Annotated in this window: 17 protein-coding genes; 11 read left to right on the forward strand and 6 right to left on the reverse strand. The window is 58.1% G+C overall.

What is annotated here, in order from left to right; translation table 11 throughout:
• Position 1 precedes the first annotated feature (1 nt).
• On the forward strand, positions 2–409 hold the full coding sequence (locus tag ACO0LO_RS07215; RefSeq protein WP_422963534.1) for an EF-hand domain-containing protein: 408 nt from the start codon (positions 2–4) through the stop codon (positions 407–409).
• 109 nt (positions 410–518) lie between these two features.
• On the opposite strand, the gene ACO0LO_RS07220 is transcribed toward ACO0LO_RS07215, so the two are convergent.
• The 3 genes from ACO0LO_RS07220 to ACO0LO_RS07230 all read right to left on the reverse strand — a co-directional run bounded on the left by ACO0LO_RS07220 (position 519) and on the right by ACO0LO_RS07230 (position 3,058).
• The gene (locus tag ACO0LO_RS07220) at positions 519–1,289 is read right to left on the reverse strand and encodes a hypothetical protein (protein WP_422963535.1); all 771 of its coding nucleotides are present in this window, start codon (positions 1,287–1,289) and stop codon (positions 519–521) included.
• Between the two features lie 88 nt (positions 1,290–1,377).
• Positions 1,378–2,163 carry a hypothetical protein gene (locus ACO0LO_RS07225; protein ID WP_422963536.1) on the reverse strand — a complete coding sequence of 262 codons (786 nt, stop codon included), beginning with the start codon at positions 2,161–2,163 and terminating at the stop codon, positions 1,378–1,380.
• A gap of 1 nt (position 2,164) precedes the next feature.
• Positions 2,165–3,058 carry a hypothetical protein gene (locus ACO0LO_RS07230; protein ID WP_422963537.1) on the reverse strand — a complete coding sequence of 298 codons (894 nt, stop codon included), beginning with the start codon at positions 3,056–3,058 and terminating at the stop codon, positions 2,165–2,167.
• Between the two features lie 266 nt (positions 3,059–3,324).
• Between ACO0LO_RS07230 and ACO0LO_RS07235 the strand changes: the two genes are divergently transcribed.
• From ACO0LO_RS07235 to ACO0LO_RS07250, 4 genes are all read left to right on the forward strand, one after another.
• On the forward strand, positions 3,325–3,819 hold the full coding sequence (locus tag ACO0LO_RS07235; RefSeq protein ID WP_422963538.1) for a phage regulatory CII family protein: 495 nt from the start codon (positions 3,325–3,327) through the stop codon (positions 3,817–3,819).
• 160 nt (positions 3,820–3,979) lie between these two features.
• On the forward strand, positions 3,980–4,567 hold the full coding sequence (locus tag ACO0LO_RS07240; RefSeq protein ID WP_422963539.1) for a chromate transporter: 588 nt from the start codon (positions 3,980–3,982) through the stop codon (positions 4,565–4,567).
• Positions 4,564–5,148, forward strand: coding sequence for a chromate transporter (locus tag ACO0LO_RS07245; protein ID WP_422963540.1), 585 nt, complete (start codon positions 4,564–4,566; stop codon positions 5,146–5,148). Before ACO0LO_RS07240 ends, ACO0LO_RS07245 begins: the two co-directional genes overlap by 4 nt.
• A gap of 128 nt (positions 5,149–5,276) precedes the next feature.
• Positions 5,277–6,128, forward strand: a complete 852-nt coding sequence (locus tag ACO0LO_RS07250) for a hypothetical protein (protein WP_422963541.1) — start codon at positions 5,277–5,279, stop codon at positions 6,126–6,128.
• Here the strand turns inward: ACO0LO_RS07250 and ACO0LO_RS07255 are convergent.
• Positions 6,121–6,459, reverse strand: coding sequence for a hypothetical protein (locus ACO0LO_RS07255; RefSeq protein WP_422963542.1), 339 nt, complete (start codon positions 6,457–6,459; stop codon positions 6,121–6,123). The genes ACO0LO_RS07250 and ACO0LO_RS07255 overlap by 8 nt on opposite strands.
• A gap of 171 nt (positions 6,460–6,630) precedes the next feature.
• Here ACO0LO_RS07255 and ACO0LO_RS07260 point away from each other — a divergent pair, with 171 nt between their 5' ends.
• The 4 genes from ACO0LO_RS07260 (at position 6,631) to ACO0LO_RS07275 (ending at position 12,617) form a co-directional block, all read left to right on the forward strand.
• Positions 6,631–8,100, forward strand: coding sequence for a PLP-dependent aminotransferase family protein (locus tag ACO0LO_RS07260; RefSeq protein ID WP_422963543.1), 1,470 nt, complete (start codon positions 6,631–6,633; stop codon positions 8,098–8,100).
• A gap of 254 nt (positions 8,101–8,354) precedes the next feature.
• On the forward strand, positions 8,355–9,671 hold the full coding sequence (locus ACO0LO_RS07265) for a dicarboxylate/amino acid:cation symporter (RefSeq protein ID WP_422963544.1): 1,317 nt from the start codon (positions 8,355–8,357) through the stop codon (positions 9,669–9,671).
• Positions 9,672–9,899: 228 nt separating this feature from the next.
• The gene (locus ACO0LO_RS07270) at positions 9,900–11,231 is read left to right on the forward strand and encodes a hemolysin family protein (protein ID WP_422963545.1); all 1,332 of its coding nucleotides are present in this window, start codon (positions 9,900–9,902) and stop codon (positions 11,229–11,231) included.
• A gap of 114 nt (positions 11,232–11,345) precedes the next feature.
• The gene (locus ACO0LO_RS07275) at positions 11,346–12,617 is read left to right on the forward strand and encodes an Hsp70 family protein (protein ID WP_422963546.1); all 1,272 of its coding nucleotides are present in this window, start codon (positions 11,346–11,348) and stop codon (positions 12,615–12,617) included.
• 81 nt (positions 12,618–12,698) lie between these two features.
• Here the strand turns inward: ACO0LO_RS07275 and ACO0LO_RS07280 are convergent, their stop codons facing one another.
• Positions 12,699–12,926 carry a hypothetical protein gene (locus tag ACO0LO_RS07280; protein WP_422963547.1) on the reverse strand — a complete coding sequence of 76 codons (228 nt, stop codon included), beginning with the start codon at positions 12,924–12,926 and terminating at the stop codon, positions 12,699–12,701.
• Positions 12,927–13,294: 368 nt separating this feature from the next.
• Complete coding sequence (locus tag ACO0LO_RS07285; RefSeq protein WP_422963548.1) at positions 13,295–13,816, reverse strand: Spy/CpxP family protein refolding chaperone; 522 nt, start codon at positions 13,814–13,816, stop codon at positions 13,295–13,297.
• A 355-nt stretch (positions 13,817–14,171) separates the two neighbouring features.
• On the opposite strand from ACO0LO_RS07285, the gene ACO0LO_RS07290 reads away from it, so the two are divergent.
• Together ACO0LO_RS07290 and ACO0LO_RS07295 are read left to right on the forward strand one after the other, a co-directional pair.
• Positions 14,172–14,894, forward strand: a complete 723-nt coding sequence (locus ACO0LO_RS07290) for a response regulator (protein WP_422963549.1) — start codon at positions 14,172–14,174, stop codon at positions 14,892–14,894.
• A 3-nt stretch (positions 14,895–14,897) separates the two neighbouring features.
• Entirely contained in the window at positions 14,898–16,247 is a 1,350-nt protein-coding gene (locus ACO0LO_RS07295; protein WP_422963550.1) for an ATP-binding protein, read from the forward strand.
• The last annotated feature ends 6 nt before the right edge of the window (positions 16,248–16,253 follow it).

Here is a 16,253-nt window from a genome sequence, read left to right on the forward strand (position 1 = left end):
GATGATGAAACTTTATACCTTCCTGATATGCAGCCTGATCTGCGCCGGCAGCTGGGCGCAGGAAAAAACTGCCTCCTCCCCGCCGCCGCAAATTCTGCAGCCGCCGCATGCGGATCCCTATGTGCCGCCCGAAAAACGCATAGCGCCGACGCAGGCCCCGGCCTCCGGCGCCGCATTGCAAGAGCAGGCGATGCAAAAACTAAAGAAACAGTTCGATGCTGCCGACGCACGCCGCTCAGGTACGCTGACGGCAGAACAGGCGCGGGCGGCAGGCCTGGGCTATGTCGCAAAGAATTTTTCGCACATCGATGCACGCAGCAGCGGCAGGGTCAGCTTTGAACAGGTAAGGCAATATATGGAGCAGGAACAGCAAAAGCAAAAGCAAAAGGCAGGCGCCCACCTGCCGTGACAGCAAGCCCCAAAAAAAATAAGCGGCAGGGCGGGGTTCCCCGTCCTGCCGCTTATGGATATCCGGCCCGCGCAGACCGGAACTTAAACATTTACACTCGTACTTACACTCAGGCTGCTGCCGCCGATTTGCCGGACAGACGCTTCAGGCGTTCCAGCGTGGTTTCACCGGCGGTATCAGGCTGGGCAACCGATTTACGGATGGCGTCAATCTCGGCGGCCTGGTCCAGCGGTTTTTGCGCGATGTCGGCAACGATCTTCATGCCAGCGGCTTCATTGCTGACTGCCTGGGCGCGGCGAGTCAGTGCGTTCAGCGCAGTGCTGTTGCCTTTGAGGCCGGACAGGCTGGACAGCTGCTCTTGACGTTCGTTGCGCAGGGCCTGCAGGTCTTTCTGTGCATTGGCTGATGCCAGCGCCTGCATCGCTTTTTTAGCGGCAGCGTCAAAATCGGCCAGCTGGTTGGACAACGCATCAACGATCTTTTGCAGTTCGTTCATATATTCCTGCGCATCCGCCTCTTCCTGAATTTCCAGCGGCAGTTTTGCCTTGTTGGCTTCCAGTTCATCGCAGAACAGGCTGACCGTCGATTCCGATATTTTTCCTGCAGCCAGGCGATCCGCCAACGTTTCCGACGCTTTTTCATCCGTGGCGATCAGATCGCGCAGCTTGGCGACATCCGCATGTTCCTTGTCAAAGGAAGAACGCGCAGCGGCCAGTTTTTGCGCCGTCTGCCTCAGTGTATCGGCCAGGCGGTCACGGTCGGCTTCGGTTGCCGTTTCAGGGTCGAAATTGGCGATCGCTTCCGATACCTTGTCGCCCAGCACGCCGAAGTGCTTGGAAATCAAACGTGCTGTCAGGCCCCAACCATTCAAGTTACTCATTTTGCTTCCTCTCAATAAAGAAATATTGCTACCGGTATCGCTACCGTCTGATACTGCCGTACAGCTCTTTTTTTTTATCAGCTTACTGTTATTGGATCACTACCCTGTCCTGCTCCAGCGGTATCCCTATCATGAAGTCGACATGGATGCCGCGTTTGTTGCTATCCCCGTCCTGACTTAATACGATTTCGGTCGTAATCAGCAGGAATTCCGTGCCGCCCTCCAGTTTCCTCGCATAAGGCATGAAGACCACCTGCTGCTTCAGCCCGTGCTCGCCGCCGGCATCGTCTATCCGGGTTTCGGTGCCGGAAAACGGACGGACAAATTCAGCCTGCGGATCGCCGGCATCGCGCTGGTAAGTGATGCTGTCGCCATCGCCGAATACGCTCTTCAGATCCGCATCGTCCAACCCCAGGCCTGCCAGCTGCTCGCGCCACAGCGTGTAGGATTTGTCGCCCAGGCCATAACCGGCTTCGCCCATATAGGCTTCCTGGTCTTCCTCGGTTTCGGGAATCAGCCGGGTCAGCCGCGTACAATACATCAGCTCCGCCACCTGGCCCTTGTCGTCCTGGTAGAGTTGCAGATATTTTTCCTGGCCGTCATCGTCGCCGGTCGCCAGGTAATAGCGGAACAGGCTGCCCGACATGTCAAGGTTGACTCGGCTGACCGCCCGGATCAGCGTATCCCTGTCATCCGGTATCTGCATCAGCGAACCGTTGGTGCTGGCATGGATGAACGGGGTCATCTGCATCTTCAGCATGCCGCCTATACGGCCGCCCAGCGGCAGGCTCTGATCTTCGCGGTGCTCGCTGCTGTCCATGCCGTGGCGCGCTGCGATGCCGCGCACATATTTATATGCATCTCTCCATGCCATTTCAGAATTTCCCCAAAGTGTAGTTCGCCGACTTGCTGATGCCTTTGCGTTTTGCCAGGTAGTAGATACCGCCGCCCACGGCACCCAGCACCGCCAGCCAGAACAGGATGCGCACCAGATGCATGAAGAATCCCGGATGTTCCGGCGCATTGCCGGTCGCCTCTGTTACCCCTGTGCCCTGGCTGCCGGCAGTACCGGCCGGCCTCATTGATATGTCGTCATTGCCGGACGAGGAATTGCCGCGGTCGATGATGACCCTCTCCCTGTCGTGGCTGTGCATGCTCTGGCCCAGCAGGAACCACATCCAGCCGTTGGATGAGCCGCCGCCATTGTTCTGGATGATGATGGGCTGTCCGCCTGCCGGCGCCTGCTGCACGCCGCCCGGAGGATACAACGGGCCGCCCGCTGCCGATTGCTGCGCATAACGCGGATTGTCACGGCTTTCCTTCGCTGCATTTCTGGCGTCCAGGGTTTTCAGCGCATTGGCATTCGCGGCGTTCTGGTCCAAATCCTTGCTGAGCGCGGATTTGGACCTGGGCGTTGCGGAGTCGGACGAAGGCGCAGAGCCTGCGTCGGAACTCTTGCTGAACGAGCCGAAGCCGGTTTTCTTGCTGGAACTGGAGCCCGAATCGGCGCCATCCGACGATTTGGCGCTGTTGCCGAAACCATAGGACGATGATTTGCTGGACGAAACGGACGAACCGGATGAACTCGACGATTTCTGCGAAGAAAATCCGCTCTTGAACGACGAACTGCTGGAACGGCTGCTGCTGGTGCTGCTGGAGCGGCTGCTGCTGGAACTGGCCTGCGCTTCGCCGATGCCGGCGACGGACACCGCGACGGCCATCGTCAGCACCATCATTCTTATCATCGCTGCTGCTTTTATCTGCATCATGTTTTTCCCGACATGCTGGTTACAGGGAAGATCCTGTGTTTTATATTCCGCACGAATGCTATCATTTTACTAATTAATCGATCAACGATAGTAACAATACCTTACCTTATCCTCTGTACCATTGTGCGCTATTGCTCTTCCCTTTTTTTGCTTTTACTTCGGTACAATCTCTGAACTCAATCTTTGAACTCTTTGCTTGCTGCAGTGGAGGGAATCTTAGTGGACAGAAAAACAAAGCGCATCGGTAATAAAAAGGGAAATTCACCATGACACGCAAATACTCGGACATGAACCAGCACGACGCACTGTATAAAGTAGCGCGTGCTTATCCGGGAGGGCTGGAAGCGCTGGCGCTAAAGATGGAAATATCGGCCAACGTGCTGCGCAACAAACTGGCGCCGGGCATAGAGTCGCACTATCCATCGTTTGAGGAAACTTCGCTGATCGTGGAGTTTTGCCATAAAGCGGGCGTCAAGGATGCGCTGCTGCCGCTGCATGCACTGCTGGGCCGCCACGGCATGGCGGCTTTTGTCGTACCGGAGCCGGACCAGCTCAGCAGCGATGATCTGTCGCAGACCGTATGCCGCGTGATGAGCCAGGTGGGCGACGTGGCGGAAGCGGTATCTTCGGCGCTGATGGACGGCGTTATCACGAATGCGGAAGCGGACCTGATAGAACGCGAGTTCCAGGGCGCGCTGACGGTGCTGGGCGAATGGCGCGCACGGATCAGGGCCCACAGCTCACGCCAGGAAAACCGCTGACGGCGCGGCACGTACAGCGGGAGAGGGCGCGGTATCCACTCGCTGCCGCTTGGTTTACAATAGGCGGGCAGCCGCAAGCATGCGCTCTTGAGCAAGGTGTTCAGCATTCCTGTCGTCTTCGCCGCCGCCCGATACTCTATCTGCCGCCTTTATTTCACTGATGAACAGCCTGCCCCCCTCGCCTCCCGATCCCGCCCGACCGCAACCGAAATCCCTGACCGACCTGTTTATCTCTTTCACGCTGCTCGCACTGCAAGGCTTCGGCGGCGTCCTCGCCATCGTGCAGCATGAACTGGTAGAAAAAAAGCGCTGGCTGACCAGGGAAGAATTCATCGAAGACTGGGCGGTGGCGCAAATCATGCCGGGTCCGAACGTAGTTAACATTTCGCTGATGATAGGCAGCCGTTATTTCGGGCTGCCGGGCGCACTGGCGGCAATGGCCGGCATGCTGGCGGTGCCGCTGGTCATCGTACTGTTGATGGCGATGGTCTACGCGCAGTTTGCCGGCCACCCGGGCGTTGCCGGCGCGCTGCGCGGCATGAGCGCCGTGACGGCGGGACTCATCATCTCCGCCGGCCTACGTCTTTCCGGCGCACTGAAAAACAATCCCCTCGGCATTCGCACCTGCGCGGTACTGGCTGTGCTGTGCTTTTTTTGCATCGCGGTCATGCGCTGGCCGCTGATCTACGTATTACTGGGTGTGGGCGGCACGGCTTGCATACTTGCTTATAGGAAATTAGGCAAATGAGCGGCGCGCTACAACTGACCCTGGCGCTGGGCGACTGGATCACGCTGTTTCTGCACTATATGATGCTGTCGCTGATGTCGATAGGCGGCGCCATTTCCACTACGCCGGAAATGCACCGCTACCTCGTGATCGAGCAGCACTGGCTGACCGACGCCCAGTTCAATGCCTCCATCGCCATTGCCCAGGCCGCACCCGGCCCCAATGTACTGTTTATCGCGCTGATGGGATGGAATATCGGCCTGAATGCCGGCAACGGCTGGACCGGCCTGCTGGGGATGGTAATTACCATGACCGGTATCCTGCTGCCCAGCACGACGCTGACGTACACAGCCGCCCGCTGGGGGCACCGCAACCGCGAGATGCGGGCGGTACGCAGCTTCAAGCTGGGCATGGCCCCTATCGTCATCGGACTGCTGATTGCCACCGGCTGGATTTTGGGGTCCGGCCACGGTACTCCGTCTCAAGACTGGCGGCTGTGGCTGGCGACCGGTGTGACTGCGCTGCTGATCTGGCGTACCCGGCTGCACCTGCTGTGGCTGCTCGCCGCCGGCGCGCTGCTGGGCTGGTTCGGCCTGATATAAGTAATTCTGATGATAAGTAAGAATTTGTTACATGTGTTTACTACTGTTTGGGTTAAGCTTGCCCCTTTTAACGCGCCGCGATGTGCGAAATGCCGTCCTAAACGGGGTTTTCTCCTTGCAATTAATACATGAAGTTTTATTTCGAGCAACCTGAAGGCGAATGGGCAGAGCAAGGCGAAACGCATTTGCACATCCGTTTCCGCCCTCGTAACCTGCTCGGAATCATACTTGCTCTGCTGGCGCATGGATTTTTGCTATACCTGATCCTGACGCACCATACCCCTAAAGTCAAAATCGGCGGCGAAGAACATCCTGCGATGGTGCTGATCCTCGATCAGAAGACCGTGGCAAAAATTGCGCAGGAAGCGCAACCCAAGAAAAGCCAGTCCAAACCGGCCCCAAAAACGCCGAAGGCGATTACGCCGCCAAGAAAATCCCCGCCTACGCCTGTGCTGGCGCAGGAGGCTCCCAAGCCTTCGCCTATCCCGCCGCCGCCGTCCGTCACCACCAGTGAACCGGATATGTCGAGCATGCTGGCCGCTGCGCGCCAGCGCCGCCAGGCAGTGGAAGACCGGGCAAAACAGGAAAACGATACAGCGGCCCAGGCCGGGCGCGGCATGTCGCCGCAGGAAGTGGCGGAAGCCAACGTCAAGCACAGCATGCAGCGGGCCAATACCGAAGGCGCCGGCGGCGTATTCGAGATATTACACAAGGGTACGCGTGAAGCGACTTTCGCGTTCAACGGCTGGAAACCAAACGCCAACAACCGCTGGCGCCAGGTCATCCAGGTGGATGCCGGCCTGGGCGGCGACGTCAACCTGGCCATCGTGCGCCGCATGATACAGCTGATACGCACTTACTACACCGGCGATTTCAGCTGGGAATCGCGCCGCCTCGGCCGCACGGTAACCATGTCGGCCCGCCCTGAAGACCAGGCAAACCTGGAAGAATTCATCATGCGGGAATTCGACTTCAAATAGGCCGAAGCCAGCGTTTTAGCTGCAATATGCCGGGAAATTTGCCCAACAGGCTGCTTTGCTGTAAAGCGTCCATCCATCTTTTCATCCGGCTGGCAGGCGCAATCCGGATGAATTCGCATCCTTCCACAGTCGTTATCGTCATCCATCCGCTATTGCCGGTTACATAGGGCTCCCCCTCCCGCAGCATGCGTTCCTCTTCGAAATACGGCGTCTCCAGCCACGCCGGCGCCGGGCAGATCAGTGCCGAACCCGCATTCAGATAGAGCGTATCGCCTAGCTGCGAGTGGAAATGGAAGGTCTGGCCGGCAGTCAATATGGTCGTACTATGCATGGCAATCTCCGTGATGGGCAGTCTTGTCAGCATAGCGCCGCCGCATTGACGATTACAGGCACAGCAAAAACCTATCTGTATCGCATCAGCAGACGTTTTTTACATCTGTTATTGTCTGAATTCGGCCTGGCTGTATCTATGCAGGCTCACCCGGCAATGGAATGATGCGCCATGGACACTCAAACCCTGTATCGCAAACTGGCGGCCCACTATGTGGCGGCAATCAAGGCCGGCACGCTGGCCAGCGGCGACCGCATGCCTTCGGTGCGCAAGCTGATGCAACTGCACGGCGTCAGCCTGTCCACCACCTTGGCGCTGTGCCGGTATATGGAAGCGGAAGGCTGGCTGGAAGCCAGGCCGCGCTCCGGCTATTTCGTGCGGCAGCCCAAGCGCGTCGCGCTGGTGCCGCTGGCCGAACCCAAGGCCGGGCAAGCGATAGATCCGGCGCAATTCGTCGGCATCCATGAAAGGGTGTCCGGTATCATCTCGCAAGGGCAAAGGCCGGTAAAAATCAACCTGGCACGCGCCACCGGCGCGCCGGAACTGTACCCCGAACAGGAACTGAAAAACCTGGCGCTGCGCGCGCTGCGGCAGCGGCCCGATATCCTGACCAAGGCCTGCCCGCCGCGCGGCAACCCGGCGTTCAAGGCCACACTGGCCAAACGGGCAATGGCTTACGGCCTGACCATTGCGCCGGACGACATTGTCGTTACGCATGGCTGCATAGAAGCGCTGAACCTGGCGCTGCGGGCCGTGGCGCAGGCAGGCGACGTGATCGCCGTGGAGTCGCCCAGCTTTTTCGGTCTGCTGCAGGTGCTGGAAAGCCTGGGCATGAAGGCGCTGGAAATTCCGACCAGCCCGCAAACCGGCATCTCGCTGGAAGCGCTGGAACTGGCAATGCAGATGTATAACAATATCAAGGCCGTCGTGGTGGTGCCGCATCTGCAGAACCCGCTGGGCAGCATCATGCCGGACGCGCACAAGGAAAGACTGGTGCAGCTATGCGAAGCGCAGCACATACCGCTGATAGAAGACGACTCCTACAGCGCGCTGGCCAATAGCGAGACCCTGCTGCTGGCAGCCAAATCCTGGGACAAGACCGGTAACGTCATCTATTGTGCATCGCTGCACAAGATCCTGGCGCCGGGATTGCGGCTGGGATGGATGGTAGGCGGCCGCTGGCATGCGCGCATCAATATGCTGAAGTATGCGCAAACCCGCTATAACGAAGAGTGGTCGCAGATCATCGTCGCAGAATTCATGGCGTCCGCCAGCTATGACCGGCACCTGCGGCGGCTGCGCAGTGCGCTGAAATCACAAAGGGAACGCACCGCGGAAGCGATTGCCGCCTATTTTCCGGCGGGCACGCGGCTGACGATACCGGACGGCGGCGTCTCGCTATGGGTGGAACTGCCTCAACAATTGTCATCGCAGGCAGTATTCGATGCGGCACTGCGCCAGGATATCTTGCTGTCGCCGGGGCTGATGTTTTCCAATTCGTGCCGCTTCGACCACTTTTTACGCATCAACTGCGGCCAGCCGTATTCCCCGGCACTAGACCTTGCACTGCGCCAGCTGGGGCAAACCATCGCGCTGCTGCTGGAAAAACAGGCTTCCGGACGACCGCCCATCGCCGCCTGAACTACACCTTGGCACGGCTGCACAGCAGCACAGCGCCGCTGCGAAAAAAGTTGGCGATACAGTAAGATACATGAAAACTGCTCATCATGTGGAAACCCACAATTGCCCGTATCATCTACATCGCTGATGATGACGGCCATGCGCAACCGGGAAAACCGATTTCCGGCATGCCATCATCGCTCAATCGCTGATTCACCTGGCATCTCCTTTTGGATGCGCAGTCTCAGCGCATAATTATTAATCGGAGACAATACATGAAGCAACCGCTTTATAAATCCCTATACTTTCAGGTTATCGTAGCCATCGTCATCGGCGTTCTGCTGGGCCATTTCTATCCGCAGACCGGCGCCGCCATGAAGCCGCTCGGTGACGGTTTCATCAAGCTGATCAAAATGATGATCGCGCCTATCATCTTCTGTACCGTCGTGGTCGGCATCGCCGGCATGGAAGACATGAAGAAGGTCGGCAAGACCGGCGGCATGGCGCTGCTGTACTTTGAAATCGTCAGCACGCTGGCGCTGATCATCGGCCTCGTCGTTGTCAACGTCTTGCAGCCAGGCGCCGGCATGAACGTCGACCTGACCAAGATCAACGCCAAGGAAGCGCTGGCTTATGCTGGCCCCGGCAAGCTGGGCGGCATCGTCGAATACCTGATGGCGATGATCCCGAACACGATCTTCGATGCCTTCGCCAAGGGCGACATCCTGCAGATCCTGGTCGTTGCCGTGTTCTTCGGTTTTGCCTTGCACCGTTTTGGCGGCCGCGGCACGCTGGTGTTTGATTTTATTGAAAAAGTGTCGCACGTGATGTTCGGCATCGTCGGCTACATCATGAAGGCGGCACCGATAGGCGCATTCGGCGCGATGGCTTTCACCATCGGCAAATACGGCGTCTCCTCGCTGCTGTCGCTGGGCTACCTGATGGGTACCTTCTATATCACTTGCCTGATCTTCATCTTCGGCGTGCTGGGCCTGGTTGCCTATTTCCACGGTTTCAATATCTGGAAATTCGTTTCCTACATCAAGGAAGAACTGCTGATCGTGCTGGGCACATCATCCTCCGAATCCGCGCTGCCACGCATGATCGCCAAGATGGAAAACCTGGGCGTCAAGAAATCCGTGGTCGGCCTGGTCATCCCTACGGGCTATTCGTTCAACCTGGATGGCACCGCGATCTACCTGACGATGGCTGCGATCTTCATCGCCCAGGCCACCAACACGACCCTGACGATAGGCCACCAGATCTCGCTGCTGATCTTCCTGCTGGTCGCCTCCAAAGGCGCGGCAGGCATCACCGGCAGCGGCTTCATCGTACTGGCGGCCACGCTGTCCTCCACCGGCACCATCCCGGTTGAAGGCCTGGCGCTGATCCTCGGCATCGACCGTTTCATGTCCGAAGCGCGCGCGCTGACCAACCTGATCGGCAATGGCGTTGCCACCGTCGTCGTCGGCAAATGGGGCAATGACGTGGATATGGTCAGGCTCAACAAAGTGCTCAACAATGAACTGCCTGACGAAGCGAATAATCCCGAACTCGTGCTGGACCAGTCCAACGCGCACATGGCCAGGTAAAACCGGGCTGCCGGAAAAGCAAAAAGCGGACTGCGGTCCGCTTTTTTTATGGCCGGCGCGATAGTGCAGTTGGGAAATACCCGGCGCAGCCAGCTTGCCATAGTATATGATTGCAAGAATATCTATAAGAAACCCTGGGCCGCACGGCGTATTCCTGCGCGGCTCAGCGCCCGCACTCCTGACGCTGTAATGCCTTGTGCCTTGCAGGAATGATGAAAGGAATTGCCTATGCCCCTGTTCGACCATTTTTTAATCATTGCCCTGCTGATTGCCATCAGCGCCTTTTTTTCGATGTCGGAAATCTCGCTGGCGGCCGCGCGCAAGATCAAGCTGCAGGTACTATTCGCGGAGGGAAACATCCGCGCAGCGCGCGTGCTGGAGCTGCAACAGCAGCCCGGCCACTTTTTTACCGCCGTGCAGATCGCATTGAATGCAGTCTCCATACTGGGCGGTATCCTTGGCGAACAGGCCTTGTCGCCGTATTTTTCGGTCGCTTTCCATGCGATGCTGGGCGACAGTCCGTGGGTGGACAGCGCCAGTTTCCTGGTCGCCTTCGTGCTGGTAACCTCGCTCTTTGTCCTGTTTGCCGACCTGATGCCCAAGCGGCTGGCCATGACGGCGCCGGAATCCATCGCAATGGCGGTTGTGGGCCCGATGAATGCCTGCGTAGCGCTGCTCAAGCCGCTGATCTGGATTTTCAACGGACTGGCCAACCTGATCTTCAAGCTGTTCAATATCTCCACGCAGCGCGATGAAAAAATCACGTCGGACGACATCTATGCGATCGTCGATGCCGGCGCCGAAGCCGGCGTACTGCTGGAAAGCGAACACCACCTGATCGGCAATGTGTTCGAACTGGAAAGCCGCACCGTACCATCGGCGATGACACAGCGTGGCGATGTCGTCTATTTCACGCTGCAGGATACCGACATCGTGATACGCCAGAAAATTGCTGAACATCCGCATACCAAATTCCTGGTCTGCGACGGCCATATCGACAACGTGGTCGGTTATGTGGAGTCCAAGGACATCCTGAAGCGGGTGCTGACCAACCAGGCCTTCACCAAGGTGCAGGAGCTGTCGATGCGCACCGCGCTGGCCGTGCCCGATTCGCTGACCCTGTCGGAAATGCTGGAGCATTTCAAGGGCACGCGCGAGGATTTCGCCGTGATCCTCAATGAATACGCGCACGTGGTCGGCGTCATCACGCTCAACGACGTGCTCAGCACGCTGATGGGCAACCTGGTCCATCCTTTCGGTGAAGACCAGATCGTGCGCCGCGATGCCGATTCCTGGCTGATCGACGGCGCCACGTCGGTGGATGATGTCTGCCGCGCGCTGGGCCTGGATGCATTGCCGGAGCAGGAAAGTTATGAAACCATTGCCGGCTTCATGATGACAATGCTGAAAAAGATCCCTAAACGCACCGATTGCGTGTTTTACGGCGGCTACCAGTTCGAAGTAGTGGATATTGACCATTACCGCATAGACCAGTTGCTGGTAGTGCGCGCGGACAAGCCGGGAATTACCGGCAGCACCATGAACCCAACGCATCAATAAGGGCGCAACAGGTATATTAAGCTACATAGTAAATTAACAGCATCCCACAATAAAAATGACGAGACGCCGCTATTCGTTCTATAATCCGTGCCCAATTTTTAATCAGGAAGCGTCATGGCAATTGCATGTGGAGTGGACTTCGGCACCTCCAATTCAACCGTAGGCTGGCACCAGCCCGGCACGCCTGCGCTGCTGGCGCTGGAAGAGGATAAGGTCACGCTGCCTTCGGTGGTGTTCTTCAATGCCGAAGACGACCAGGTCAGCTATGGCCGCGCCGCGCTGACGACTTACCTGGCCGGCTACGAAGGGCGCCTGATGCGCTCAATGAAAAGCCTGCTGGGCACCAGCCTGATCGACGGCCAGACCGAGGTGCAGGGCAGGGCCTTGCCCTTCCGCCAGCTGCTCGCCTATTTCATCGGCGAGCTGAAAAAACGCGCAGAACAATCCGCCGGCCAGGTCTTTACGCAAGCCGTGCTGGGCCGCCCGGTGTACTTCATTGATGACGACGCCGCCGCCGATAAAAAGGCAGAATCCACGCTGGAAGAAATCGCCCGCGCCGCCGGTTTCCGCGACATCGCCTTCCAGTACGAGCCGATTGCCGCCGCTTTCGATTATGAATCCCGGATAGACAGGGAAGAACTGGTGCTGATTGCCGACATCGGCGGCGGTACATCGGACTTTTCGCTGGTGCGCCTGTCGCCCGAACGCGCAAAGAAAGCGGAGCGGCGCGACGACATCCTGGGCAACGGCGGCGTGCACATAGGCGGCACCGACTTTGACAAATACCTGAGCCTGGGCCATGTAATGCCGCTGCTGGGCCTGGGCGGCCGGCTCGGCAGCAATACCGATGTGCCGTCCGGCTACTACTTCAACCTGGCCACCTGGCACACGATCAACCTGAACTACACGCAAAAAATCTGGCGCGAGCTGCAAGACGTGTACCGCGACATCAGCGACGCCAATGTACGCGCCCGTTTCGACCGCCTGCTGTACCTGATAGAACAGCGCGATGGCCACTGGCTCGCGCTGAAATCCGAAGAAGGCAAGATCCTGCTGTCCGGCCAGGACAGCATCGACCTGCCGCTGGAGCGCCTGCGCAACAAACGCGGCACCGACTGCAGCTTGAGCCTGGACCAAGCCGGCTTCCAGGCCTCCATCTCGCACCTGATCTCCAGCGTCGAGCAGGCAGTCAGCAAGGTACTGAGCGATGCCGGCGTCAAGGCAGCCGAAGTCGACACCGTCTTCTTCACCGGCGGCTCCAGCGGCGTACGCGGCCTGCGCGACCGCATCGGAGCGCTTGTACCGTCGGCAAAGAAGGTGGAAGGGGATTTGTTTGGGAGTATTGGGGCGGGATTGGGATTGGATGCTGCGCGTAAGTTTGCTTAGCGCTTCGTTGAAATTGCGGCTCGCTTATTTGAATTCCACTAACGTGGGTACAAGCCGGGGGTGGCCCGGCGGCCACTTACTTTATTTTGCTTCGCCAAAATAAAGTAAGCAAACAAAAGGCGACCGCAGACTTGCCCCTCGGGTGATGACGCTGTGCGTCATCACATTTTGCTGCATTACAAAAAATGGGAAACAGGCGAAACTCGCTGCGCTCAGACACACCTGTTTCTGATCCATTTTCTGTAACGCAGCAAAATGCAGCGTCCCGAGCGGATTTAACTTCAAAAACAGCCGCAACTGCAGCATCAAAAACACCCCCAACAACCACCCCAACCGATTTAGCTTTAACAGATTCGCTTCTTCAAATTCTGGAGAATCTGATTGCTGCTGTTCTTGACTCTGTCGTTGCTCTTGACGTTTAACCGCTCGGAGCCTCGCCGATTGTGCGGTACAGAAAATGGATCAGAAACAGACGTTGTTTGAGCCGCAGGCGAGTTTCGTCTGTTTCCCATTTTTTGTACTGCACAATCGGGCACCCCGAAGGGGCGAGGCTTGCGGTCGCCTTTTTTTGCTTACTTTTTTTGGCGAAGCAAAAAAAGTAAGTAGCATGCCGGGCTACCCCCGGCCAGCGATCCCAAAAATCAACTACCCGCAATCAAACATAAGACAGCATCAAATTACTGCTTCTTGTCAGCAGGCTTAGCCCCACCGCCATGATGCCCCCAGCTACCCCGATGTCCATGCATATGCCGATGCGCAGCATCAAAAGTTTTCTGCTGCTCAGGCGTCAGCACAGCGTAGAAAGTTTTCAGCGCAGCCAGATGCGCTTCCATCTTCGCCTGGTGCTCTTTCATCATTTGCAGGCCCTTTTCCATGCGGTCCGGCGTATTCAGCTTGTCGAAAGCCTTGCGGTCTTCCGGCTTATGCATCGGCATGGGGCCTGGCGCGGTGGCGTCGATGAAGGTTTTCCAGGCCGGTTCCTGGGCGGCGGTCAGCTTCAGCTTGGCATGCAGCTCAGCCTGGTGCTTGGCCATGCGAGCCTTCATTTTTTCTGCCCATTTGGCGCGGTCCATGCCGGCATGCTTGGCTACAGGGGCAGCAGTGGGGGCGGCCGGTGCGGAAGCGCTTTGTGCGTAGGCGCCGGCGGTCATCGTCAATGCGGTCAATCCTATAAAGAATTTGTTTTTCAGCGATTTCATGATCTTCCTTGGTGAGTGAATTAAAGCTGCTTGTAGAGCGCCGCGGATGCCGGTGAAGACCGGGCTGCTGCGGCAAGCTGGTTGCAGGCTTTATGTGCCTTGCACATGGGAAGCATGTTGACCTGATTATGTAACTGGCAAGTGTCTCTGCCCATGGGCTTTGTATCGCAAAGTAACAATCGGGGAGGGGGGCAGGATCGTTTGTTTCGCACTGTTTCAGCCCGGCATTATCATAACAAGTGGATACAAAATCCCTTTTTATATGGGGCGTATGCCTCCATAATAGCTAAAACTCATTTCATCAATGGCAGTGAGATGCGTTTTACACAAGCAAACATAAGTGATGATGGCAAGCATGGATACACCTACCAAGTTATTAATAGTCGACGACGACCGCGATATCCGCAGTCTGCTGGCAGACTACCTGAACGGCAATGGCTACGATACCGTAACCGCGGCGGACGGCATTGCCATGTGGGCAATGCTGGACGAACACCATGTGGACCTGGTGGTACTGGACCTGAACCTGCCGGGAGACGACGGCCTGACGCTGTGCCGCAACCTGCGCGCCAAGTCTTCGGTGCCGGTCATCATGCTGACTGCCCGCGGCGAACCGCTGGACCGTATCCTGGGCCTGGAGATGGGCGCCGACGACTATCTGCCGAAACCTTTTGAGCCGCGCGAACTGCTGGCCCGCGTGCGCAGCGTATTGCGGCGCACACAGACTTCCAGCCTGGGCGTCAATGGCGAGCAGGTGCAGAAACTGAAATTCGCCGAATGGACGCTGGACCTGACCGCGCGCCACCTGATCAGCCCCGAAGGCATGGTGATCGCCCTGTCCGGCGCCGAATTCCGCATGCTGGGCATCTTCCTGGACCACCCGAACCGGATATTGAACCGCGACCAGTTGCTGAACATGACGCATGGCCGCGATGCCGATCCGTTCGACCGTTCCATCGACATCCAGATCAGCCGCCTGCGGCAAAAGCTGCGTGAAGATGCGCGCTCGCCGCAAATCATTAAAACGGTCAGGAATGGCGGCTATGTACTGTCCGTCGCCGTCACGCCCGAGAATTAATTCATGAAAATTCTCAGCTCCATGTCAGGGCGGGTATTCGCCATCCTGCTGCTCGGCGTCATGAGCTCTACCGCGCTGACCTGGTGGCTGGCCTTCGGCGAGCGGCAAAAAACCATCGCCCAGTACCGGGAGTCCCATTCGGTGGAACGGGCTGAGCAACTGATACTGGCGTTGGATGCGCTGCCCTCGGACAACCGCGAATCCTTCCTGAGCACGGCCCCCCGGCTGGGCCTGCAGATTGCAAAACTACCGGCCACCATCCCCGACGCCGAGCCGCATACGCCGTTTGCCGGCGCACTGCTGGAGCGCCTGAGCAAAAACTTCCATGTGCAGTTCATGCCCATGAATCCTAGCAACTGCCCGGCGCCTTTGTCGCCGGAAGCACGCGGTGTCAGCGGCCCCTGCGAAGCAATAGGCATCACGCTGCATGACGGCACGACGGTGCGCCTGACGGTGATTCCACCGCGCAGCCCGGTGCCGCCGCTGAGCACGGACTTTGTCGTGTCGCTGGCGCTGTTCCTGCTCAGCATTGCCGTACTGGCCTTCCTGATCTCGCGCATGACGATGCATCCGCTGAAACAGCTGGCGCAGGCGGCCAAGGACCTGGGGAATGATATCAACCATCCGGCGCTGGAAGAAAAAGGCGCGAGCGAGATCGTGCAGGCCACCCATGCATTCAACTCCATGCAGTCGCGCATCCGCCACCACATACAGCAGCGCACGCACATGCTGGCGGCCATCACGCATGACTTGCAAACCCCACTGACGCGCCTGCGCCTGCGCCTGGAAAAGGTCAACGACAACGAATTGCGCGACAAGCTGATCGACGACCTGTCGGCAATGCAGGCGATGGTCAAGGAAGGCCTGGACCTGGCCCGCAGCATGGACAGCAATGAACCGCTGAAACCGCTGGACCTGGACTCACTGATCGACAGCGTCTGCGCCGATGCAGTGGATGCCGGCCAGGAAGTCAGTTTCGCCGGCAAACCCGGCATCACGGTCATGGCCAGGCCGGTAGCATTGCGCCGCTGCCTGATCAACCTGATCGACAATGCCGTTAAATATGGCCAGTACGCCAAGGTCAGTACCGAAGCCGTCACCGACGCCGGTAAGAAACTGATACAGATCCGCGTCCGCGACGGTGGCCACGGTATCCCGCCGGACCAGTTGAACAAGGTATTCGAGCCCTTCTACCGCGTGGAAACTTCACGCTCGCGCGATACCGGCGGCACCGGCCTGGGACTCACCATCGCCCAGAATATCGCCCAGCAACACGGCGGCTCGCTGCAATTGGTCAACATCCCCGAAGGCGGCCTGGAAGTCAGGCTTACCCTGCAGGAAAAGGCTGCCTGATACAGC

Origin of the sequence: Undibacterium sp. TJN25 (assembly GCF_049339885.1) — a bacterium.
Taxonomy (GTDB): domain Bacteria; phylum Pseudomonadota; class Gammaproteobacteria; order Burkholderiales; family Burkholderiaceae_D; genus Undibacterium.